The organism is Pseudomonas sp. OVF7, assembly GCF_030644265.1.
Lineage (GTDB): Bacteria > Pseudomonadota > Gammaproteobacteria > Pseudomonadales > Pseudomonadaceae > Aquipseudomonas > Aquipseudomonas gorinensis.
This window is the reverse complement of sequence record NZ_CP128996.1, coordinates 6,679,592-6,701,741: the sequence shown is the minus strand read 5'-3', so window position 1 is coordinate 6,701,741 and position 22,150 is coordinate 6,679,592. Positions and strand designations below refer to the sequence as shown.

At 61.1% G+C, this 22,150-nt stretch carries 19 protein-coding genes; 5 read left to right on the top strand and 14 right to left on the bottom strand.

The features are described 5' to 3' along the window. Nucleotides 1-83 precede the first annotated feature (83 nt). The 13 genes from QU606_RS30525 to dksA form a co-directional block, all read right to left on the bottom strand. Nucleotides 84-1,100, bottom strand: coding sequence for a class I SAM-dependent rRNA methyltransferase (locus QU606_RS30525; RefSeq protein ID WP_193689816.1), 1,017 nt, complete (start codon nucleotides 1,098-1,100; stop codon nucleotides 84-86). A 68-nt stretch (nucleotides 1,101-1,168) separates the two neighbouring features. Continuing rightward, entirely contained in the window at nucleotides 1,169-2,038 is an 870-nt protein-coding gene (locus QU606_RS30520; protein WP_193689815.1) for an oxygenase MpaB family protein, read from the bottom strand. A gap of 15 nt (nucleotides 2,039-2,053) precedes the next feature. Then, the gene (gene acs, locus QU606_RS30515) at nucleotides 2,054-3,991 is read right to left on the bottom strand and encodes an acetate--CoA ligase (protein ID WP_024077428.1); all 1,938 of its coding nucleotides are present in this window, start codon (nucleotides 3,989-3,991) and stop codon (nucleotides 2,054-2,056) included. Nucleotides 3,992-4,096: 105 nt separating this feature from the next. Further along, on the bottom strand, nucleotides 4,097-5,761 hold the full coding sequence (gene pgi, locus QU606_RS30510; RefSeq protein WP_024077427.1) for a glucose-6-phosphate isomerase: 1,665 nt from the start codon (nucleotides 5,759-5,761) through the stop codon (nucleotides 4,097-4,099). A 224-nt stretch (nucleotides 5,762-5,985) separates the two neighbouring features. Beyond that, on the bottom strand, nucleotides 5,986-6,837 hold the full coding sequence (panC, locus tag QU606_RS30505) for a pantoate--beta-alanine ligase (protein WP_024077426.1): 852 nt from the start codon (nucleotides 6,835-6,837) through the stop codon (nucleotides 5,986-5,988). Beyond that, nucleotides 6,834-7,634, bottom strand: coding sequence for a 3-methyl-2-oxobutanoate hydroxymethyltransferase (panB, locus tag QU606_RS30500; RefSeq protein WP_304997937.1), 801 nt, complete (start codon nucleotides 7,632-7,634; stop codon nucleotides 6,834-6,836). The genes panC and panB overlap by 4 nt, the downstream gene beginning before the upstream one ends. A gap of 322 nt (nucleotides 7,635-7,956) precedes the next feature. After that, nucleotides 7,957-8,439, bottom strand: a complete 483-nt coding sequence (gene folK / locus QU606_RS30495) for a 2-amino-4-hydroxy-6-hydroxymethyldihydropteridine diphosphokinase (protein WP_304997936.1) — start codon at nucleotides 8,437-8,439, stop codon at nucleotides 7,957-7,959. Nucleotides 8,440-8,441: 2 nt separating this feature from the next. After that, nucleotides 8,442-9,845, bottom strand: a complete 1,404-nt coding sequence (locus tag QU606_RS30490) for a polynucleotide adenylyltransferase PcnB (RefSeq protein ID WP_024077423.1) — start codon at nucleotides 9,843-9,845, stop codon at nucleotides 8,442-8,444. A gap of 696 nt (nucleotides 9,846-10,541) precedes the next feature. After that, on the bottom strand, nucleotides 10,542-11,981 hold the full coding sequence (locus QU606_RS30485; protein WP_024077422.1) for a sigma-54 dependent transcriptional regulator: 1,440 nt from the start codon (nucleotides 11,979-11,981) through the stop codon (nucleotides 10,542-10,544). 22 nt (nucleotides 11,982-12,003) lie between these two features. Next, on the bottom strand, nucleotides 12,004-14,958 hold the full coding sequence (locus QU606_RS30480; protein WP_024077421.1) for a sensor histidine kinase: 2,955 nt from the start codon (nucleotides 14,956-14,958) through the stop codon (nucleotides 12,004-12,006). Next, entirely contained in the window at nucleotides 14,942-15,118 is a 177-nt protein-coding gene (locus tag QU606_RS30475) for a hypothetical protein (protein WP_003176118.1), read from the bottom strand. The genes QU606_RS30480 and QU606_RS30475 overlap by 17 nt, the downstream gene beginning before the upstream one ends. 62 nt (nucleotides 15,119-15,180) lie before the next feature. Further along, the gene (gene gluQRS / locus QU606_RS30470) at nucleotides 15,181-16,068 is read right to left on the bottom strand and encodes a tRNA glutamyl-Q(34) synthetase GluQRS (RefSeq protein WP_024077420.1); all 888 of its coding nucleotides are present in this window, start codon (nucleotides 16,066-16,068) and stop codon (nucleotides 15,181-15,183) included. 84 nt (nucleotides 16,069-16,152) lie between these two features. Beyond that, nucleotides 16,153-16,587 carry an RNA polymerase-binding protein DksA gene (gene dksA, locus QU606_RS30465; RefSeq protein WP_041161025.1) on the bottom strand — a complete coding sequence of 145 codons (435 nt, stop codon included), beginning with the start codon at nucleotides 16,585-16,587 and terminating at the stop codon, nucleotides 16,153-16,155. Nucleotides 16,588-16,907: 320 nt separating this feature from the next. On the opposite strand from dksA, the gene QU606_RS30460 reads away from it, so the two are divergent. Together QU606_RS30460 and sfsA are read left to right on the top strand one after the other, a co-directional pair. Further along, entirely contained in the window at nucleotides 16,908-18,080 is a 1,173-nt protein-coding gene (locus tag QU606_RS30460) for a pyridoxal phosphate-dependent aminotransferase (protein WP_024077418.1), read from the top strand. Then, complete coding sequence (gene sfsA, locus QU606_RS30455; RefSeq protein WP_168233241.1) at nucleotides 18,080-18,793, top strand: DNA/RNA nuclease SfsA; 714 nt, start codon at nucleotides 18,080-18,082, stop codon at nucleotides 18,791-18,793. The genes QU606_RS30460 and sfsA overlap by 1 nt, the downstream gene beginning before the upstream one ends. Here the strand turns inward: sfsA and QU606_RS30450 are convergent. After that, complete coding sequence (locus QU606_RS30450; protein WP_304997935.1) at nucleotides 18,790-19,107, bottom strand: Rieske 2Fe-2S domain-containing protein; 318 nt, start codon at nucleotides 19,105-19,107, stop codon at nucleotides 18,790-18,792. The genes sfsA and QU606_RS30450 overlap by 4 nt on opposite strands. Nucleotides 19,108-19,263: 156 nt before the next feature. On the opposite strand from QU606_RS30450, the gene QU606_RS30445 reads away from it, so the two are divergent. Genes QU606_RS30445 through QU606_RS30435 form a run of 3 tightly spaced genes read left to right on the top strand, consistent with a single transcriptional unit; the run spans nucleotide 19,264 to nucleotide 21,943 of the window. Next, nucleotides 19,264-20,142: a hemin ABC transporter substrate-binding protein gene (locus QU606_RS30445; RefSeq protein WP_069077019.1), complete on the top strand. Its 879-nt coding sequence runs from the start codon at nucleotides 19,264-19,266 to the stop codon at nucleotides 20,140-20,142. Then, nucleotides 20,139-21,176 carry an iron ABC transporter permease gene (locus QU606_RS30440; protein ID WP_102623718.1) on the top strand — a complete coding sequence of 346 codons (1,038 nt, stop codon included), beginning with the start codon at nucleotides 20,139-20,141 and terminating at the stop codon, nucleotides 21,174-21,176. Before QU606_RS30445 ends, QU606_RS30440 begins: the two co-directional genes overlap by 4 nt. Beyond that, entirely contained in the window at nucleotides 21,176-21,943 is a 768-nt protein-coding gene (locus QU606_RS30435; RefSeq protein WP_304997934.1) for a heme ABC transporter ATP-binding protein, read from the top strand. The genes QU606_RS30440 and QU606_RS30435 overlap by 1 nt, the downstream gene beginning before the upstream one ends. Nucleotides 21,944-22,150: the final 207 nt, after the last annotated feature.

Below are 22,150 nucleotides of genomic sequence, written 5' to 3'. Positions count from 1 at the left end.
GGCGCCATCTATGTCGAACAGGAGTGCCTTGGAGTATGGCACGGGTTTTCGGTTCCGAAGAGCCAGTCCTTTTGCGATAAGTCCTATAACTGCAGGATCATTGTCTTCAGCGGTGGCTGTTGGTCTTGCGAAGGAAAATCGGCGCCGGGCGCCATGATGCGCCAGTCGCGTACCGGGCGCCCCGCTTTCTCGGCGCAACGCAGTACCTGGTCACGCCAATCGTCCATGCTCACTTTTGCCAGGTTGTTACAGCAGATCAGTACGCCGTTGTCGGCGGTTGCCAGCAATGCCGGCTTGAGCAGGCTCTGGTAGTCACGCAGCAGGTCGACGGTGCCGAAGGCGCTCTTGGCCCAGGCGGGCGGGTCGAGTAACACCAGGTCGTATTGACGTTGCTCCAGGCGCGGATAGCTCGGCAGCTTTTGCCCGCGACGCTGAGCGATCGGCAGGCCGGCCAGTTGGCGAATCGCCGGGAAGTAATCGGACTGCACAAATTCCATGGTGGGTAATTGCGGATTCAACAGGCCGTTCTCACGACCGACCGCCAGGTTACCTTCGGCAAAGTCCAGGTTGCACACCTCACGTGCGCCACCGGCGGCGGCACTCAGGCCGACCCCACACGTATAGGCAAACAGGTTCAGTACACTTTTGCCGGCGCTGTGGGCCTTGACCCAACCGCGAGTGTTGCGCAGGTCGAGGAACAGCAGCGGGTCCTGCCCGACATGGCGCCCGCGCACGCGGTAGTTGAGGCCCCATTCGTGGCCGACCAGGTCCTCCAGCGCCGCAGGCTCGGCGCGGTATACCGTGTCTTCGCGGTCGATGCGCGAGTTGCCACGCGAGCGGTCGTTGTACACCAGCAGCAATTCCAGGCCCATGTACTGGTTGATCAGCCGGTGCAGGTCCAGCAGCTCGTGGGTGTCCAGCGCCTGGTGGAAGCTTTGTACCAGCAACTGCGGGCCGTAGCGGTCGATCGTCAGGCCGCCGGCGCCTTCCTGGCTACCATGGAACAGCCGATAGCAATCGGTGCCCTGGGCATGCAGTTCGTTGATCAGGTCCTGGCGTTGATCGAGGGCGGCGCGCAGCGCCTGGTTCAGGGGAGACATGGAGCGCGCCTTGCTTTAGGTAATTGTGGGCAATGAGGGCGCGGAGTCTAACAGCTATGGGCCGCGGGCTACATCAGCCCCATCCGCCGATGGGCGCGTTGGACCGAACCATTGCGCATCGCCCAACGCAACAAGGGCGCGCTGCGCTTGACCCCGGCGCGGATCATCTGGCGCTGCAGCGGACTTTGGTGCTGCTCGAGCATGGCGCTGGCCCAGTCCGGCAACAGGTCGATCCCGGCCTGCATCATCAACGCGCCAAAGGGTTTGGCCAGGTGGCTGGGGGCGGGCGCATTGAGCAGCAGGCGCAGCACTTCGCGGCTGCGCTCGTCGCACAGCAGTTGTGGGCGAACACGTGCCAGATAATCCGAGACTTCCTGCCGGGAGCGCGGAACCTGCCGGGCACCCAGGCGTTCGGCCACCAGGGCGATTTCGCTGTAGTAGCGATCCTGGTCCCGCCCCGACAGCTGCGGATTGCGATACCGCAAGTGGGCAGCGAGAAAGTTGCTGACTTCCGCTACGTGTACCCAGGTCAGCAACTCCGGATCGCTGGCCGCGTAAGGCCGTCCGTCCGGGGCGTGCCCGACGACCTGCAGGTGAATGGTGCGCACTTTCTCAATCAGCCACTCGGCGTCTTTGCGCGAGCCGAATGTGGTGCCGGAGATGAATTGCGAAGTACGGCGTAAACGCCCGAGCATGTCCTGGCGAAAATTCGAATGGTCCCACACGCCGGCCAGGGCCAGGGGGTGCAGGGCTTGCAGCATCAAGGCGCTGATGCCGCCGATGAGCATGCTGCTGAAGTCGCCATGGACTTGCCAACTGACCGAGTCCGGGCCGAACAGGCCGGGATCGCCCTTGGGGTTTTCCAGGTCCAGTTGGCCCAGCGACAAGCCGGTGAGGCTCATCAACTGGGTTTCTATACGGCTGCGGATAAATTCCATGGCGACTCGGATTTCCTAGCGGTTCAGGCGTTTGTCGATCAAACCGTCGACCACGCTCGGGTCGGCCAGGGTCGATGTATCGCCCAGGCTGTCCAGTTCATTGCAGGCGATCTTACGCAGAATCCGCCGCATGATCTTGCCGGAACGGGTTTTCGGCAGGGCAGGCGCCCATTGGATCAGCTCTGGTTTGGCAAAGCTGCCGATTTCTTTGCTGACCAGGTCCAGCAGGTGCTTTTTCAGCGCATCGCTGGGTTCGACACCATTCATCGGGGTCACAAAGGCATAGATACCTTGGCCTTTGACGTCATGTGGGTAGCCCACCACGGCCGCTTCGGCGACCTGGTCATGCAGCACCAGCGCGCTTTCTACTTCGGCTGTGCCGATGCGGTGGCCGGAGACGTTGATCACGTCGTCGATGCGCCCGGTGATCCAGTAGTCACCGTCTTCATCGCGGCGTGCGCCATCACCGGTGAAGTAATAGCCGGGGTAGGGTTTGAAATAAGTGTCGATCATGCGCTGTGGGTCACCGTAGACACTGCGAATCTGCCCCGGCCAACTGGCCTTGATCGCGAGCACGCCGCTGCCGGCACCGCTGAATGCCTTGCCTTGTTCATCGAGCAGCACGGGTTGTACGCCAAACATCGGCTGGGTGGCACACCCGGGTTTGATCCGCTGGGCGCTGACCAACGGGCTGAGCATGATGCCGCCGGTTTCGGTCTGCCACCAGGTATCCACAATGGGGCAGCGCTGCTCGCCGACTGCATTGAAGTACCAGTCCCAGGCTTCCGGGTTGATCGGTTCCCCGACGCTGCCCAACAGGCGCAGGCTGGCGCGGGAGGTATTCTCAAGCGGGCCATGGCCTTCACGCATCAAGGCGCGCAGCGCGGTTGGCGCGGTGTAGAAGATATTGACCTGGTGTTTGTCGATCACCTGCCAGAAGCGCGAGCTGTCCGGGTAACTCGGCACACCTTCGAACATCAGCGAGGTGGCGCCATTGGCCAACGGGCCATACACGATGTAGCTATGACCGGTGACCCAGCCCACATCCGCGGTGCACCAGAACACCTCGCCATCGCGATAATCGAGCACGTACTTGAAGGTCATTGCCGCTTGCAGCAGGTAGCCGCCGGTGGTGTGCAGCACGCCCTTGGGTTTGCCGGTGCTGCCGGAGGTGTAGAGGATAAACAGCGGGGCCTCGGCGTCCATCGGCTCGGGCGGGCAATCATCGCTCGCGGTGTCCAGGGCCTGCCGGTACTTGAGGTCGCGGCCTTCGCTCCAGTTCACGGCAGCCCCGGTACGCTCCACCACCAGTACCGTGCTGACATTCGGGCAATTGGCCAGGGCTTTGTCGACATTCTGTTTCAGTGCCACGGGCTTGCCGCCGCGCACGCCTTCATCGGCGGTGATGACCGTGCGGCAATCGGCGTCGAGAATACGGTCGCGCAGGGCATCCGGCGAGAAACCACCAAACACCACCGAATGCACCGCCCCGATGCGCGTACAGGCCAGCATGGCGTAGGCCGCTTCCGGAATCATGGGCATGTAGATGCACACGCGGTCGCCTTTCTTCACGCCACGGCTTTTCAGCACATTGGCCAGGCGGCAGACGTGTTGATGCAGTTGACGGTAGGTGATCTTGACGGACTTGGTCGGGTCATCGCCTTCCCAGATAAAGGCGGGCTGCTCGGCGCGTTGCGCCAAGTGACGGTCGATGCAGTTATAGCTCACGTTCAGTTGGCCGCCGGCAAACCATTGGGCGGCGCCGGTGTTGATATCGCAGTGCTGGACCGTGTGCCACGGCTTCATCCAGTCAAGAAACGCCTTGGCCTGCTCGGCCCAGAAGGTGTCTGGCTGTTCGATGGATTGGCGATAGAGGCGTTGGTAGTCCTCTTGACTGAGTTGCGCAGCCCGGCGGACGGCATCGGCGCTGGGAAAGGTGCTGATATCGAACATGAGCGCTCCTTATTCTTGTTTTGGCGACAAGTCATAAAGATGCACCCTGTGGGGGGAGGGTTCAAGGCCAACGTCCAAACGGACGTTGACCCTGTCGTACCGGTATCAGCCGCGGTGACGACCGCGGAAATAGTTGATCAGGCCCTGGGTCGAAGCATCTTCGGCGCTGGTTTCTTCGGCACCGGTCAGGCGGTTGTAGACGCCTTTGCCCAGCTCCTTGCCCAGCTCAACGCCCCATTGGTCAAAGGCGTTGATGCCCCAGATCACGCTCTGCACGAACACCTTGTGTTCATACATCGCCACCAGCGCGCCCAAGCGACGGGGGCTAATGCGCTCGACGACCAAGGTGTTGCTCGGACGGTTCCCGGGGATCACCTTGTGCGGGGCCAGCTTCTGCACGTCGTCTTCCGGGATGCCCTTGTCGCGCAGCTCGGCTTCGGCTTCGCTGCGGGTCTTGCCGAGCATCAGCGCCTGGCTCTGGGACAGGCAGTTGGCATACAGCCACTGATGGTGGTCGGACACAGGGTTGAAGCTGACGATCGGCACGATGAAGTCGGCCGGGATTAGTTGGGTCCCTTGGTGCAGCAACTGGTGATAGGCGTGCTGACCGTTGCAGCCGACGCCGCCCCAGATGACGGGGCCGGTATCGGTGGACACGGGCGTGCCGTCCTGGCGCACGCTCTTGCCGTTGGATTCCATGTCCAACTGTTGCAAGTGTTTGGTGATATTGCGCAGGTAATGGTCGTACGGCAGGATCGCATGGCTCTGCGCACCCCAGAAGTTGCCATACCACACGCCGAGCAAGCCCAGCAGCACTGGCATGTTGGCCTCGAACGGCGCGTTCTGGAAATGCTGGTCCATGGTGTAGGCACCGGACAGCAGCTCTTTGAAGTTGGACATGCCGATGGCCAATGCGATTGGCAAGCCGATGGCCGACCACAGCGAGTAGCGACCGCCGACCCAGTCCCACATCGGGAAGATGTTTTCTTCGCGGATACCGAAGGCCACGGCTGCCGCGTTGTTGCTTGATACGGCAATAAAGTGGCGGTACAGCTCCGCTTCCGAGCCACCCTGGGCCAGGTACCAGGCACGGGCGGCCTGGGCGTTCTTCAGGGTTTCCAGGGTGTTGAACGATTTCGACGAGACGATGAACAACGTGGTCTCGGCGCGCAGCTTCATGGTCAGCTCATGGAACTCGCTGCCGTCGATGTTCGCCAGGTAATGGCAGCGCACGCCTTTATGGGCGTAGGACAACAGTGCCTCGGAGACCAGCTCCGGGCCGAGGAAGGAGCCGCCGATGCCGATGTTCACCACGTCGGTGATCGGCTTCTCGGTGTAGCCACGCCATAGGCCGTCATGGATGCGGCCAACCAGGTCAGTGATCTGGTTCAGCACCTTGTGCACGTCCGGCATGATGTTCACACCGTTGACCGACAACTTGTCACCCACCGGGCGGCGCAGTGCCGTGTGCAGGGCAGGGCGACCTTCCGAGGAGTTGACCGGCTCGCCAGCATACAGCGCGTCAATGGCGGCCTTGAGGTCGACTTCCTTGGCCAGCGCCACGAGCAGGTCGCGGGTTTCGCTGGTGATCAGGTTTTTCGAGTAATCGAGGAAAAGTCCGCAGCTGCTCAAGGTGAACTGGGAAAAACGCTGAGGATCGGCATTGAACGCTTCGCGCATGCTGAAATCCTGCATGGCTTGGCGGTGTTGATTGAGCGCTTGCCAGGCGGGCAGAGCGGTAACGTCATGAGGAGTGCGGTAGTACGCCATCGCTGCGGGTTTCCTTTTATTACGGGGACTGCCTTTAGGACATTTCAAAGCCCGGAACGTCCAGTCTTTTATCAAGGGCTGGGTGCCGGACAGCGCTAACCATAGCGCAGGGCGATTACATTAAACCTAGCGTGTCGATATGTCTTGGCTTTGTCTGCGCTGTGGCCGGTACTTTTTTATACCGGCACATCAGGCAGGGTCGCAGGCGGGGTGTCGAGAGGGGGTCAGGCGAGGTTCAGGTGCAGGTTATCGATGAGGCGCGTGGCCCCCAGATAAGCCGCCACCAGGATCACCACGTCGCGATCTTCGGCCGTGGCCGGGCGCAGGTTCACGCCTTGGCGCACTTCGAGGTAATCCAGGCGCAACCCGGCGGCTTCGATCTGCTGGACCTGTTCGGCACGCAGTTTGGCGAAGTCGCGGTCACCGCCTTTGATGGCGGCGGCAATCTGGCTGAGGCTGCGGTACAACACCGGCGCGACCGCGCGTTGGGCTTCGGTGAGGTAGCCGTTGCGCGAGGACAGCGCCAGGCCATCTTCGGCGCGGACGGTAGGCTCGCCGATGATCTGGATCGGCATGTTCAGGTCATGGACCATGGCGCGGATCACGGCCAGTTGCTGATAGTCCTTCTGCCCGAACACAGCCATGTCCGGCTGGACCATGTTGAACAGCTTGCTGACTACCGTGGCTACTCCTTCAAAGTGACCGGGACGGCTGGCACCGCACAGGCCTTCAGACAGTTGCGGGACACTGACGCGGGTCTGGCCGGCCATGCCGTCGGGGTACATTTCCTCGACAGTGGGGGCGAACAGCAGGTTGCAGCCGGCTTGCAGGAGCTTTTCCTGGTCTGCGGCGAGGGTGCGCGGGTACTTGTCGAGGTCTTCGCCGGCGCCGAACTGCAGCGGATTGACGAAGATGCTGGCGACCACGAAGTCCGCCTGCTGGGCGGCCTTGGCCACCAGGGTGGCGTGGCCGCTGTGCAGGTTGCCCATGGTGGGCACGAAGCCGATGCGTTTGCCGGCGTTGCGGGCATGGGCCACGGCGGCCCGCAGTTCACGTATGGTTTTTACCGTGTTCATGCAGAAAACCCGTGTTCGGCACCTGGGAAGGTCACGCCCTTGACTTCAGCGACGTAGGCGCTCAAAGCGGCGTGGATACTGTCTTGGCCAATCATGAAGTTCTTCACGAACTTCGGCACACGGCCAGTCATCGACAGGCCGAGCATGTCGTGCAGCACCAGGACCTGGCCGTCGGTGGCGGAACCGGCACCAATGCCGATCACCGGGACTTTAACGGCGTGGGTGATTTCCGCCGCCAGCTCACTGGGAACGCATTCGAGCAGGATCATTGCGGCGCCAGCCTGCTCCAGGGCGATGGCATCGGCACGCATCTGGCGCGCCTGGGCCTCATTGCGGCCTTGTACCTTATAGCCACCCAGGATATTCACGGACTGCGGCGTCAGGCCCATGTGTGCGCACACAGGAACACCCCGTTCAGCCAGCAGGCGGATCGATTCGGCGAGCCAGATGGCCCCTTCCACCTTGATCATGTGCGCGCCGGCTTGCATCAGTTTGCCGGCGTTCTGGAAGGTCTGTTCGAGGGTGGCGTAACCCATGAACGGCAGGTCGGCGATGATGAAGGCGCCGTCGTTACCGCGCTTGACGCTGGCGGTGTGGTAGGCGAGCTCATCGGTGGTAACGGGCAGGGTGCTGTCATTCCCTTGAAGAACCATGCCCAGGGAGTCGCCCACCAATAACACTTCGACACCTGCCTGGCAGCTGGCGTGGGCGAAGGTAGCGTCATAGCAGGTCAGCATGGTGATTTTTTCACCTTTGAGCTTGAGGCTCTGCAAGGTGGTCAGGGTAATGTCTGGCATGAAAAGGGTCCTCGTTCAGGCGCTTGGAAACAGCGAGTAACGCGCGTGAGTCTTTGTTTATACAGGCGCACTGTCTTGAAAGCAGTGCTTATATGGCCTGGATTGCGCCCTTTAGCGCCGGGTTGGCGGCAGCGGGACGCCTATAGTCGTGAGGAGGACACGGGAAGTCAATTGGATGTGTTACCGCATTGTTACGACCGCGATGTTACCGCTGTTACTGACGCGATTGCAGGTGCGAGGGTGCTCGTGAAGAACGCGCAGGCACCACGTTTAATCAGGGCGTGCGCGTTATCGTTGACGATTTTCGCGAGCAAGCCCGCGCCTACAAAGGTAAGCGTTCCAAGCCGACAAACGGGCAGGCCGCCAGCAGTTTGCTGAGTGTCTGGCCGTCAGGCAGTTGCAGGTCGGCAGGGGCCAGTTCGGCCAAGGGGTACAACACAAACGCGCGCACGTCCATCTGGTAGTGCGGCACCTTGAGGCGTGGTTCGTCGATCAGGCGGTCACCAAACAGCAGGATATCCAGGTCAAGCGTGCGCGGCCCCCAACGCTCGAGGCGCTCGCGGCCCTGGTCATTCTCGATGGCTTGCAGTGCGTCAAGCAGGTCCAGCGGTGCAAGGCTGCTGTCCAGGGCCGCAACCGCGTTGGTATAGCGCGGTTGGCCCGGGAGTAGGGAATCACTTTGATAGAAGGAGGACACACCGACGAGGCGGGTGCCGGGCAATTGTGCCAGCGCCTCGATAGCGCTGCGCAATTGCTGATCCGGGGCGGCCAGGTTGCTGCCCATGCCGATGTAGATGCGTTCCACGTTTATTCGCCCGCGGCGCCCGAGGCATCGGCGGCGCTGCGTTTACGCTTGGTGCCGCTGCGACGACGCTTCTTGGGCCCCTCGCTGGCGCCTTCGCCTTTGCTGCCGAGCTCACGAATCATCTCGCGGCGTTCGCTGTCATTGGCGTCCTGGTAGTCGGTCCACCATTCGCCCAGGCCGTCGGTCTGCTCGCCAGCGCTTTCACGCAGCAGCAGGAAGTCGTAGCCAGCGCGGAAGCGCGGGTTGTCCAGCAACAGGTCGGCACGCTTGCCGCTGCGGCGGGGCAGGCGCTCCTGCATATCCCAGATTTCGCGGATCGGCATGGTGAAGCGTTTCGGGATAGCGATGCGCTGGCATTGCTCGGTGATCAGTTCGTGAGCGGCTTCCTGCATGGCTGGAATCGGCGGCATGCCACGTTCTTGCAGGCGCAGTACGCGTTTTGGCAGGGCCGGCCACAGCAGGGCAGCAAACAGGAACGCCGGGGTTACCGGTTTGTTCTGTTTGATGCGCAGATCGGTATTGATCAACGCTTCGCTGATCAATGTGTGGGTATACGTCGGGTTGTATTCCAGAGCCTCGGCGCTGGCCGGGAACAAGGGGTCGAACAACTGCAGGTCGACGAGCATTTCGAAGGTGTCGGCGGCGTAGCCCGAGAGGAACAGCTTGAGCACTTCTTCGAACAGGCGCGCCGAGGGAATTTCCTGCAGCATGGGGGCCAGTTCACGAATCGGCGCAGCGGTGTGTCGCTCGATACCGAAGTTCAGCTTGGCCGCAAAGCGCACGGCCCGCAGCATACGAACCGGGTCCTCCTGGTAGCGCTGCACTGGGTCGCCGATCAGGCGGACCAGGTTGTTACGGATGTCGTGTACGCCGTTGGCGTAATCAAGAATGCGCTCACTGACCGGGTCGTAATAGAGGGCGTTGATGGTGAAGTCGCGACGCTGCGCGTCTTCTTCCAAGGTGCCATAGACGTTGTCGCGCAGGATGCGCCCGCTCTCGTTGCGGGAAGACTGATTGGTGTCCTCCTCTTCATCGTTTTGCGGATGGCCTGCACGGAAGGTCGCGACCTCGATGATTTCGCGACCAAAGTGGATGTGCACCAACTTGAAACGGCGGCCGATGATGCGCGCATTGCGAAACTCGGCGCGCACTTGCTCTGGCGTGGCACTGGTGGCGACGTCGAAATCCTTGGGCGTGATGTTGAGCAACATGTCGCGTACGCACCCGCCCACCAGATAAGCCTGGTAGCCGGCGTTCTGCAAACGTTCGACGATGTTCACTGCATAACGGCTGAACTGAGCGCGTTGCAGCGAATGTTGGCTGCTGTTGAGCACTTCAGGCGTGCTGCGTTTGTGTTGCGTACGACGCAAGGGAGAACGGAATGACTGGAACAACTTCTTCAGCATGGGATGCACTGTTTGAAGGAATGTTCGGCCATAACGAAGAATGACCGCATGATGGGCGGGGATTCTAGCATTTAGTCAGGGGATGGTGTAGGAACAAGCTACAGGCCTTGCGCCATAAGCCTTGAAAATGCCAAATGCCAGAAACTACAAGGGGAGCCGAAGCTCCCCCAGAAGTAGTTGCGTGCTCTATTTTTATTATTGATTTCGGGCTTCTTGTTTTTGTTGATCGCCCTCGCCATGAAGCTTCACCTTCATGACACTCCCAATCGGGAGTCAAGAGCAAACGGATTGCTTTGGTCGCTGTGTTGCTGATCTACGATCCAACCAGTTCAGGCTCTGCCTTAGGGCAGTTTTTGTTGTTCTCGGCCTGGTTGCGGGGCAAGCCCCAATGCAACGCCTCTCCAAAAGAATCAGTTAGCTGCGCCTCCGCCGTGTTGTTTTTATTGTGCGTGAGTCGATTCGTCTTATTTTTATTGTCTTGTACAAAGCTTGTTATTGTTTTTGTACTAAGCATATAGCAGGGTGCGTGCCAACTTTTGCGCCGACCAGCAAAACCGGGGGGTTGAGCTGATTTTTGATTTCTGCGGGCAAAAAAAAGCCGGGGCTTCGTTACCGTAAGCCCCGGCTTTTGTTACGCAAAAAATCCGCGGTAACAGTTTTTTCACATCTGAGGGTGTTACCTGTGGGCGCGCACCCTCAACTCTCGCTGGCTACGCCGGTCTTGCGCCGTGGAATGCCCAGGCGCTGGCGCCGTTCCCACAGGCACTTGCGGCTTACGCCCAATTTGCGGGCCAGTTCGGTCTCGGTCATGTGGTCCTGATGCTCCAGGACAAAGTGCTGGAAGTAATCTTCCAGTGACAAATCTTCAGTCGGCTCATGGCTGGTATTGCCACCGCCGCCCTGTTGCGGGGCCAGGCCAATGAAGTCGTCATCGTCCAGATCGCTCAGTTCGATGTCGATGCCCAGCAGCTCGGCGGAAATTTCCGGGCTCTCCGACAGGATCACCGCACGCTCAACCGCATTTTCCAGCTCACGTACGTTGCCCGGCCACGAGTAATGACGGATCGCTTGCTCGGCGTCCGGGGCAAACTTCAGGTCCGTACGGTTGATGCGCGCGCTCTGGCGTAGCAGGAACGCATTGGCGATCTCGTTGACGTCGGCACCACGCTCACGCAGCGGCGGCAGCTTGAGAGCGATGACGTGCAGGCGGTAATACAAGTCTTCGCGGAACTGGCCGATCTTGGCCAGGCTCTTCAGGTCGCGGTGGGTTGCCGCGATCAGGCGCACGTCGACCTTCTGCGACTGTACCGAGCCGACGCGGCGGATTTCGCCTTCCTGTAGCACGCGCAGTAAACGCGCCTGGGCTTCCAGGGGCAGTTCGCCGATTTCGTCGAGGAACAGTGTGCCGCCGTCCGCCGCTTCCACCAGGCCCGCACGCCCGGCGCTGGCGCCCGTGAAGGCGCCTTTCTCGTGGCCGAACAGTTCGGATTCGATCAGCGATTCGGGGATCGCTGCGCAGTTCACCGAAATCATCGGTGCCTTGGCGCGCTTGGAGAGGTTGTGCAGGGCGCGGGCCACCAGTTCCTTACCGGTCCCCGACTCCCCCTGGATCAAAACATTGGAGTCGGTAGGCGCCACTTTGCGGATCTTGCTGTACAGGTCCTGCATCGGTGGGCAGGAGCCGATGATGCCGATCTCGCCATTGCTGTTATCGATGCCTGGCTTGTCGGCACCGCCGCCGGCCTTGCCGGTGGGGCGCTGTTCGGTCGGTGCGCTGCTGGCCGACTGCCGGTCACGCAGGATGCGCGCCACGGCCTGGAGCATCTCATCATGGTCGAAAGGCTTGGCGATGTAGTCCACCGCGCCCATTTTCATGGAATCCACTGCCGAGCGCAGGCTGGCATAGCTGGTCATGATCAGCACCGGGGTGCCCTGGCCAAGCTTGATCAGCTCTGTACCGGGCGCGCCGGGCAGGCGCAGGTCGCTGACAATCAGGTCGAACGTGGGAATGCTGAACCGCTCTTGGGCTTCCTGCACCGAGCCGGCTTCGCTGACTTGGTACTGATTACGTTCAAGCAGGCGACGCAAGGCAGAGCGGATAATGGTTTCGTCTTCGACGATCAAAATGTGCGGCATTGATTCAATTCTCTCGACGGTCTCAGTTCACAGCGGACGTCGCTTCGACATGACGCGGCAAGGTCACCCGAATACGGGTGCCGCGTTGGCTTTCGGTGTCAGCCGGGCTGTCGATGGTGATTTGTCCATAATGCTCTTCAACGATGGAATAGACCAGTGCAAGGCCCAGACCGGTACCTTCACCTGGGTCCTTGGTGGTGAAGAAGGGTTCGAACAATCGGTCCATGATGTTCTGTGGAATGCCGCTGCCTTCGTCCTCCACGATCAGGTCGACCGTGTGCTCGAAAGCCTCGCTCTTGACGCGTACCGCACTGTGGGGAGGGGACGCATCGCGGGCGTTGGACAGTAGATTGATCAACACCTGCGCCAGGCGCTGGGAGTCACCGTCGACCCAGTGGTCCGGGTCGCACAAATTGAAGAACTGTACTTCGAAATTACGCCGGTTCAACGCCAGCAGCCCAATGGCATCCTGCGCCACTTCGGCCAGGCACACCGCCTCGTCCTGGTTCTGGTGGGCGCCGGCATGGGCAAAGCTCATCAGCGACTGCACGATGCGCGATACGCGCTTGGTCTGTTCGAGGATTTGCCCGCTGATCTCGATGATTTCACCGTCTTCTTCGCGCTCTTCCCGCAGGTTCTGCGCGAGGCATGCGATACCGGTAATCGGATTGCCGATTTCATGGGCAACGCCCGCAGCCAGGCGGCCAATGCTGGCCAGGCGCTCGGAGTGCACCAGCTTGTCTTCGAGCATCTGGGTGTCGGTCAAGTCTTCCACCAGCAGCACCAGGCCACTATTGCCGGGGGCCAGGGGTTCGTCGATGGCGGCTTTGTGCAGGTTGAGCCAGCGGGTCTGGCCGTCGAGGGCCAGGTGCTGTTTGTGCAGGTGTTCGTCGGGCAGGTTGATAAACCCCTGCAGCAGTTCTTTCCACGGATCACCCAGGGTATTGAGGCGCGAACCTACTACACGTTGTGCGGCGATACCGGTGAGTTCTTCCATGGCCTTGTTCCACATCAGGATCTCTTGGTCCTTGGCCAGGGAGCAGACGCCCATGGGCAGTTCCTGCAGGGTCTGGCGGTGGTAGCGGCGCAGGGCATCGAGTTCGGCGGCAAGGCCGGTGAGGCGTGAGTGGTAATCCTCCAGCCGGCTCTCGATGAAATGGATGTCTTCGGTGACGTAGTTTTCGCCACCCGCCTTGTAGGGCAGGAAGGTTTCCACCATGTCCTGGGATACGCTGGGGCCCATCAACCCGGACAGGTTGGCCTCGATGCGATCACGCAGTCGGCGCAAGGCATAGGGGCGCCGCTCGTCGAACGGCAGGTAAAGATCGCGCAGCGCCTGTTCGACCTCCTTCTGCGCGGCCTTGGCCCCTAGCGGTTTGGCCAGTTGTGTGGCGAACTCCTGGGGCGAAGCCGCATGCAGCTCGCGGCGTTGCGGGCGCCGCACATTGTCCACCGCGCAGGCTTCGGCGGCGCTGGTTTCTTCCGGGCTGGCGTTGGTGAACAGCGAGATCAGGGTGAACATCAATACGTTGGCGGCCAGCGAGGCAATCGCCGCCATGTGCCAACTGGTGTCATCCAGTACGTAGATCATGTTCAGCAGCGGGATGTAGAAACCCTGCAAGTTGCCGACCAGCGGTAGCAGCATGGTGACGAGCCATACCAGGATCCCCGCCAGCAGCCCGGCGATAAACCCACGGCGATTGGCGGTCGGCCAGTACAGCACCGACAACACGCCCGGCAAGAACTGCAAGGTGGCCACAAACGCGACGATGCCGAGATTGGCCAGGTCCTGCCCCGCACCCAGCAGCAGGTAGAAACCGTAGCCGGCCATGATGATCGCGACGATCAGTGCGCGGCGTGTCCATTTCAGCCAGCGGTAGATATTGCCTTCTGCGGGGGGCTGGTACAGCGGTAGCACCAGGTGGTTCAGCGCCATGCCGGAGAGTGCCAGCGTCGTGACGATGATCAGCCCGCTGGCTGCCGATAAGCCGCCGACATAGGCCAGCAGCGCCAGGGCCGGGCTGTTGGCGGCGATGCCGATACCGAGGGTGAAATACTCAGGGTTGGTAGTGGCCCCCAGCTTCAGGCCAGCCCACAGGATCAGCGGCACGGCCAGGCTCATCAACAGCAGGAACAGTGGCAAACCCCAGCTGGCGCTGACCAGTGAACGCGGGTTGAGGTTCTCGGTGAAGGTCATGTGATACATGTGCGGCATCACGATCGCGGAGGCGAAGAACACCAGCAATAGCGTGCGCCACGGGCCTTCCTGCAAGGGCGTGTGCAGGGCGGCGAGAGCGGTCTGGTTTTGCAGCAGCCACAGTTCCAGCTGTTGCGGGCCGTCGAATACGCCGTAGAGCGCGTAGAGGCCAACGCCGCCGATGGCGATCAGCTTGATCACCGACTCGAAGGCGATCGCAAATACCAGGCCTTCGTGTTTCTCGCGCGTGGCGATATGGCGTGAGCCGAAGAAAATCGTGAACAGGGTGATCAACGCGCAGAACGCCAGGGCGACGCGATGTTGCACCGGCTCGCGAGTGAGGATGCTGATGGAGTCGGCCACTGCCTGCATCTGCAGGGCCAATAGGGGCAACACGCCGATCAGCATGAAAATGGTGGTCAGTGCGCCGGCCCAGGTACTGCGAAAGCGGAAGGCGAAGAGATCGGCCAGGGATGACAACTGGTAGGTGCGGGTGATCTTCAGGATCGGGTACAGCAGCACCGGCGCCAGCAGAAATGCCCCGGACACCCCGAGGTAGCTGGAGAGGAAGCCATAGCCGTACTGATAGGCCAGGCCCACGGTGCCATAGAACGCCCAGGCGCTGGCGTAGACGCCCAAGGACAAGGTGTAGGTCAATGGATGGCGAATGATCGCCCGCGGAATCATTCCGCGCTCACTGATCCAGGCCACTGCGAACAAGGCAGCCAGGTAGGCGGCACTGATCAGCAGCATCTGGGTGAGGCTAAAGCTCATCGGCATCTTTTTGGCTCTGCAGGATAAAGGTCACGACGATCAGGATCAGCCACAGTAGATAAGGCCGATACCAGGCGCCCGTGGCGTCGATCCACCAATCCATGATGGCGGGGGAAAACAGGTAGATCCCGACGACCAGCAGCAGGACCAATCGATAGATGTACATGTTGGCCTCTGATTGAAAAACTGCGGCGATGGTAACGGATGGCTGGCAAGCTGCAAGCGCCTTCAGCGCAACTGCGATTCTGCCAGCGTGAGTGTGCGTGGAATCAGCGAGGCATCCCACTGTTGAATGCCCCAATCCAGCAGCTCCCGTGGGCTGGCGTGGAGCAGTTCGTCGCCGGGTTGCTGGCCGAGGGCACGCAAGGCTCTTAACAGCAAAGGCGTGGCCTGGTCTTTCGTCAATGGCGGGGAACGGTAGGACTTGCCCAGCTTGTTACCGTCCGGCTGGACGACCAGCGGTACATGCAGATAGCGCGGCTGGCGCAGGCCCAGCAACTCTTGCAGGTACAACTGGCGCGGCGTGGAGTCCAGCAGGTCGGCGCCGCGCACGATATCGGTAACACCCTGCCAGGCATCGTCGAGGACAACCGCCAGCTGATAGGCGTAGAGGCCGTCGCGGCGGCGGATGACGAAATCGCCTACATCGCGGCCCAGGTGTTGTCGGAATTCGCCCTGTACTCGGTCGATAAAGTGGTATTCCAACTCGGGGACGCGCAACCGAATGGCGGCATCTTGCTGGTCGTGCCCGGCATTGCGGCAGAGGCCGGGGTAAATGCCGTTGTAAGGTTCCAGTTGTTTGCGCGAGCAGGTGCAGGCGTAGGCCAGGCCATGGTTGAACAGATCGTTCAGCACTTTGGCGTAGGCATCATGTCGATCGCTTTGTCGGACCAGTTCGCCGTCCCACTCGAAACCATAGCTTTCAAGGGCCTGGAGAATGGCCGCCTGGGCGCCGGGCTCTTCGCGGGGAGGGTCGAGGTCTTCCATGCGCATCAGCCAACGGCCGTGATTGGCGCGAGCGTCGAGGTAGGAAGCGAGGGCGGCGACCAGCGAGCCGAAGTGCAAATGGCCGCTGGGCGTAGGGGCGAAACGCCCAATATAGGTAGAGGCTGTCATGGGCCGGATACTACTGGAAAACCGGTAAACGCCAGAAACAAAAATGGGGCGTTTGTACGCCCCATTCGTCCAGTTCGGCAGGGATTACTTGCCGACCTGTTTCTCCTTGATTTCAGCCAAGGTCTTGCAGTCTACGCACAGGTCCGCGGTTGGACGAGCTTCCAGGCGGCGAATTCCGATCTCGACGCCGCAGGATTCGCACCAGCCGTATTCTTCGTCCTTGATCAACTGCAGGGTCTTGTCGATCTTCTTGATCAGCTTGCGCTCACGATCCCGGGCGCGCAGTTCAAGGGCGAACTCTTCTTCCTGGCTCGCACGGTCGGCCGGATCAGGGAAGTTGGCTGCTTCGTCCTTCATATGGTCGACGGTGCGGTCGACCTCTTGCATCAAGTCCTGTTTCCACTTGTTAAGGATCTTGGTGAAATGCTCGCGCATGGGCTCGCCCATGTACTCTTCACCTTTCTTCTCTACGTATGGTTCGAAGCCGCTGATGCTCTGTTGCTTTGCTTGGGTGGACATGAATAGACCGCCTCTCACTCTTCTAATCCATTGCGCAGGATTGCAACGTCACCGACACCTGCCGGCCCTGCGGCTGCAAGCGGGCGAACTTACCAGATAGATTCAGGGTGCGCCACTCCCGGTTGTCGAGGCCCATCGCGCAGGGGTTGCAAATTGCAGCAGCCCGCCATGGTTGGGTGTGCATCGCCTCGGATATTGATTTTAGTCGTTCTGCAAGCGCTTGCCGGGCTCTTCTTGAATGGCCGAGCAGGCAATAGAGCATGTTTTAGCGTGGGGGTTCGGTAGAATCCTGATTTTGTTCTTAACGTTAAGGAAGGCTAATGGCTCAGCCCTACAGTGCGCGCAGTCGCGCCATCGAACCTTTTCATGTCATGGCGTTGCTGGCGCGAGCCAACGAGTTGCAGGCGGCTGGCCATGATGTGATCCACCTGGAAATCGGCGAGCCGGACTTCACCACTGCCGAACCGATCATCCAGGCTGGCCAAGCCGCACTGGCCAGTGGCAAGACCCGCTACACCGCCGCCCGTGGCCTGCCGGAACTGCGCCAGGCCATCAGTGGCTTCTACCAGCAACGCTATGGCTTGAGCGTCGATCCCGAGCGCATCCTGATCACGCCTGGTGGCTCCGGCGCATTGTTGCTGGCCAGCAGTCTGCTGGTGGATCCAGGCAAGCACTGGCTGTTGGCAGACCCCGGCTATCCATGCAACCGGCACTTCCTGCGCCTGGTCGAGGGCGCGGCGCAGTTGGTACCGGTGGGCCCCGATGTTCGCTATCAATTGACCGCCGAGTTGGTGGCCAGGCACTGGAGCGAGGACAGCGTGGGTGCACTGGTCGCGTCTCCGGCCAACCCGACAGGCACTCTCCTCACGCGTGACGAATTGTCCGGGTTGTCGAATGCGATCAAGGCACGTAACGGCCACCTGGTAGTGGACGAGATCTACCATGGCCTCACCTATGGCACCGATGCCGCCAGCGTGCTGGAGGTCGACGACGATGCCTTCGTCCTCAATAGTTTTTCGAAGTACTTCGGCATGACCGGGTGGCGCCTGGGGTGGCTGGTGGCGCCGCCCGATGCGGTGGGCGAGTTGGAGAAGCTGGCGCAGAACCTCTACATCAGTGCACCGAGCATGGCGCAGTACGCTGCCTTGGCTTGTTTCACCCCGCAAACCCTGAGCATTCTGGAAGCGCGGCGCGCCGAATTCGGTCGACGTCGGGACTTCCTGCTGCCGGCACTGCGTGAGTTGGGGTTCGGCATTGCGATAGAGCCGGAAGGTGCGTTCTATTTGTACGCGGATATCAGCGCGTTCGGCGGCGATGCCTTCGCGTTCTGCCGTCATTTCCTGGAAACCCAGCATGTCGCGTTTACGCCCGGTTTGGATTTCGGCCGTTATAAAGCCAGCCATCATGTGCGCTTTGCCTACACGCAAAATCTTGATCGACTACAGGAAGCTGTCGAACGGATCGCCCGCGGCTTGCAGAGTTGGCAAGGCTGATGCGCTTTCATCCTCCCCTCGAAGAAGCTCGGTTGATCCGGCGTTACAAACGTTTCCTAACCGATATCGAAACCGTTACCGGTGAGTTGCTCACCATTCACTGCCCCAATACCGGTTCGATGCTCAATTGCATGGTGGAAGGCGGGCAGGTTTGGTTCAGTCGTTCCAATGATCCGAAGCGCAAGCTGCCCGGGACTTGGGAAATCGCCGAAACGCCACAGGGCCGCCTGGCCTGCGTCAATACCGCCCGCGCCAACCAGTTGGTCGAGGAGGCGCTGCGTGCGGGGGTAATTACTGAACTGAACGGCTTTACTGCGTTGAAGCGTGAGGTGCCTTACGGTCAGGAGAAAAGCCGTATCGACTTTCGCCTGGATTACCCCGATGGCGCGGCCTATGTCGAAGTCAAAAGCGTGACGCTGGGTTTTGACGGCTCGGCGATTGCGGCTTTTCCCGATGCAGTGACCCAGCGTGGCGCGAAACACCTGCGGGAGTTGGCCTACTTGGCCCGGGACGGTGTACGCGCGGTGCAGTTGTATTGCGTCAATCTCTCGGACATTGAGGCCGTGCGCCCGGCCGCGGAAATCGACGCCGCCTATGCTGCCGCCCTGCGAGAAGCCAAGGCGGCGGGCGTGGAGGTGCTGGCGTATGGCGTACGTGTTACGTCCGAGGAAATTTGCGTGGACCGCCGGCTGGACGTGCTGCTTGGCGACTAGAGTTCTACCCACAAACCGTGTGCGTCCTCTCGACCGGCCAGGGCCTTGAGGCTTTGACCGGCGCAGGGGCCGGCGATGCACTCGCCGCTCTCGATCAGGAACAGCGCGCCGTGGGTAGCGCACTGGATCAGGCTGGCGCTGGCGTCGAGGAAATGGTCGGGCTGCCATTCCAGTGGAATGCCGCGATGGGGGCAGCGGTTGACGTAGAAGTAGGCAACGCCGTCCCGACGCACGGCCAGCAGCTTGCAGCCGTCGATATCAAAACCGAGGCTGCTGTTGGGGGCGAGGGTGTCGGAAGGGCAGAGAAACTTCATTTCAATCCTTAAGTGCCTTGACGTTCAAATGCAAACAATTATCAAATGCCAGCTTCGCACGATGACTGGCTGGGCGCTCAGTACGATGCCTGGCAGAGATGACCTGTCACATCGATGAGTGGCTCAGTGGCCGCGCCCTTGGAAGGAAACCCTGTTATGCGACTGAGTGCCAGCGCTATTGCGCTTGTTGTCGGACTGCTGGTCAATCACGTGGCATGCGCCGTTGAACTGCCCCAGCGCTGGGTGAGTGCCGGTGGGGCCTTGTCTGAGTGGGTCGTGGCCCTGGGCGGTGAATCGAAGTTGGTGGGCGTCGATACGACCAGCCAGCATCCGGCGTCCCTCAAGGCATTGCCAAGCATCGGCTATCAGCGGCAATTGTCGGCTGAAGGCATTCTCAGCCTGCGTCCGCAGATCCTGGTGGGCACTGAAGAGATGGGGCCGCCGCCGGTTCTGGCGCAGATTCGCGGTGCGGGTGTGCAGGTGGAGATGTTCTCGGCGCAACCGGATTTGCCTGCCTTGAAGGCTAACCTTGAGCGCCTGGGCACGTTGCTGGGCACTGAGGCCAAGGGCCGCGAGTTGTTTGTGGGATACGAGCAGGCCCTTGGTCGGCAGAAAAGTTGGGTTGCCCAGGCGCAGGCCACGCAAAAGGCGCCGGGTGTGTTGCTGCTGCTCGGTAATGCGGGTGGCAAGCCGTTGATCGCCGGCAAGGACACTGCCGCTGATTGGATGCTGCGGCAGGCCGGTGGGCGCAACCTGGCAACCCATATTGGCTATAAGCCGTTTTCCGTGGAGTCGCTGGCGGGGCTGAGCCCGCAAGTGCTGGTGTTCGCTGATCGCGCCCTCAGCGGCGATGCGGCACGGGCTGCGCTGTTCAAGGAGAACCCGATACTGGCTTCCACCCCGGCGGCCAGGAATGGGCGGGTAATTGAGCTGGACCCGACGCTGCTGGTGGGCGGGCTCGGGCCGCGTTTACCGCAAAGCCTGTCGGCGTTGTCCGCCGGCTTCTATCCATCCCAGGCTAAACCGGCCCCATGACCACCCTGGTCAAGCCGCGAGCCCTGTTTATCGGGCTGGCGCTGCTGTGTGCACTGGCGATCTGGCTTTCATTGGCCCTGGGGCCGGTCAGCTTGCCCCTGTTGGATACGCTCAAGGCGGCGTTGCGCTTGGTAGGCGTGCCGATCGAGGCACAGGGATTGGAGCAGGCGGAGTTGATCCTGGGGCAAATTCGCTTGCCGCGGACGTTGCTGGGCCTGGCAGTGGGGGGCGTGCTGGCATTGTCAGGCGTGGCGATGCAGGGCTTGTTTCGCAACCCGTTGGCGGATCCGGGTTTGGTCGGGGTCTCCAGCGGTGCTGCGCTGGGGGCGGCCATCGCCATTGTCGGTGGTTCGTTCTTCGGCGGTTTGCCGGACGCGTTCGGCCCCTATCTATTATCGCTGTGTGCGTTTCTCGGTGGGCTTGGCGTCACGGCGCTGGTTTACCGGCTGGGGCGGCGCAACGGCCAGACTAACGTCGCGACGATGCTGCTCGCCGGCATCGCGCTGACAGCCCTCGCCAGCTCGGCGGTGGGTTTGTTCACCTACCTGGCGGATGACGCCACCCTGCGGACCCTGACCTTCTGGAACCTCGGCAGTCTCAATGGCGCCAGCTACTCGCGCCTGTGGCCGTTGCTGCTGGTGACCGCCGGTGTGGCGCTGTGGTTGCCGCGCCGGGCGAAGGCGTTGAATGCGCTGTTGCTTGGTGAGTCCGAAGCCAGTCACTTGGGCGTTGATGTAGAGCGCCTCAAGCGCGAATTGGTGTTTTGCACGGCCCTCGGCGTGGGAGCGGCCGTGGCGGCAGCGGGAATGATTGGGTTTGTCGGGCTGGTCGTGCCGCACTTGGTGCGATTGCTGGCGGGGCCGGATCATCGGGTGTTGTTGCCAGCCTCGATATTGGCAGGTGCGAGCCTGCTGCTGTTGGCGGATCTGGTCGCCCGCTTGGCGTTGGCGCCGGCTGAATTGCCGATCGGCATCGTGACGGCGTTTATTGGCGCGCCGTTCTTTCTTTATCTGTTATTGCGAGGGCGCGCCTGATGTTGCGGGTGGAGGCGCTGCAGATACGGCGTGCTCGCAAAATCGTGCTGGCGGACGTCAGCCTGGACCTGTTGCCGGGTCAGGTGCTCGGTGTGCTGGGGCCTAATGGTGCTGGCAAGAGCACATTGCTGGGGGCGTTGTGTGGTGAACTGCCGCCGGATCAGGGCAAGGTATGGCTGGATCAGCAGGAGCTGAAGGGCTGGAGCGGATCGCAGCGCGCCCAGCGCCTGGCGGTATTGCCGCAAAGTTCGACCTTGGACTTCGCCTTCCGCGTCGAAGAGGTGGTAGGCATGGGGCGCTTGCCCCATCAGACTGGACGGGTGCGTGATGAGGAGATTATCCAGGCAGCGCTGCAGGCCGCGGATGTCGGGCATTTGAGCGGCCGCAGCTACCTGGCCTTGTCGGGCGGCGAACGCCAGCGTGTGCATTTGGCGCGAGTCATGGCGCAATTGTGGCCGGGCGAGGAGGGGCAGACGTTGTTGTTGGATGAGCCGACGTCTATGCTGGACCCCTTGCACCAACACACCACCTTGCAGGCGATACGGACATTCGCCGATCGGGGCGCGGCTGTGCTGGTGATTCTCCATGATCTGAATCTGGCGGCGCGTTACTGTGACCGGATCTTGTTGCTGTCCCAAGGGCGTCCGCATGCACTGGACACGCCGGCACGGGTGATGCGACCTGAGCCGCTTAAAGCGGTATTCGGTTTGGATGTATTGGTGCAGCTCCACCCGGAGCGTGGGCATCCGTTAATTATCGCGCGTTGAAGTCGGGGTGGTTGTCAGCGTCTTTTCGCAGGCAAAAAAAGACCCGGCAAAAGCCGGGTCAAATAACCGTGATTAGCCTGATGAGGAGATAATCTGAGAGTCCGAACCAATGGTCTTTCAGTTATCGGCTGATCTCGCGACCAGTTGTGATAATCATAACGATTCTCATTTGAGAGTCAACATTTGTTTTTGTTGGCTCTCGTGCTT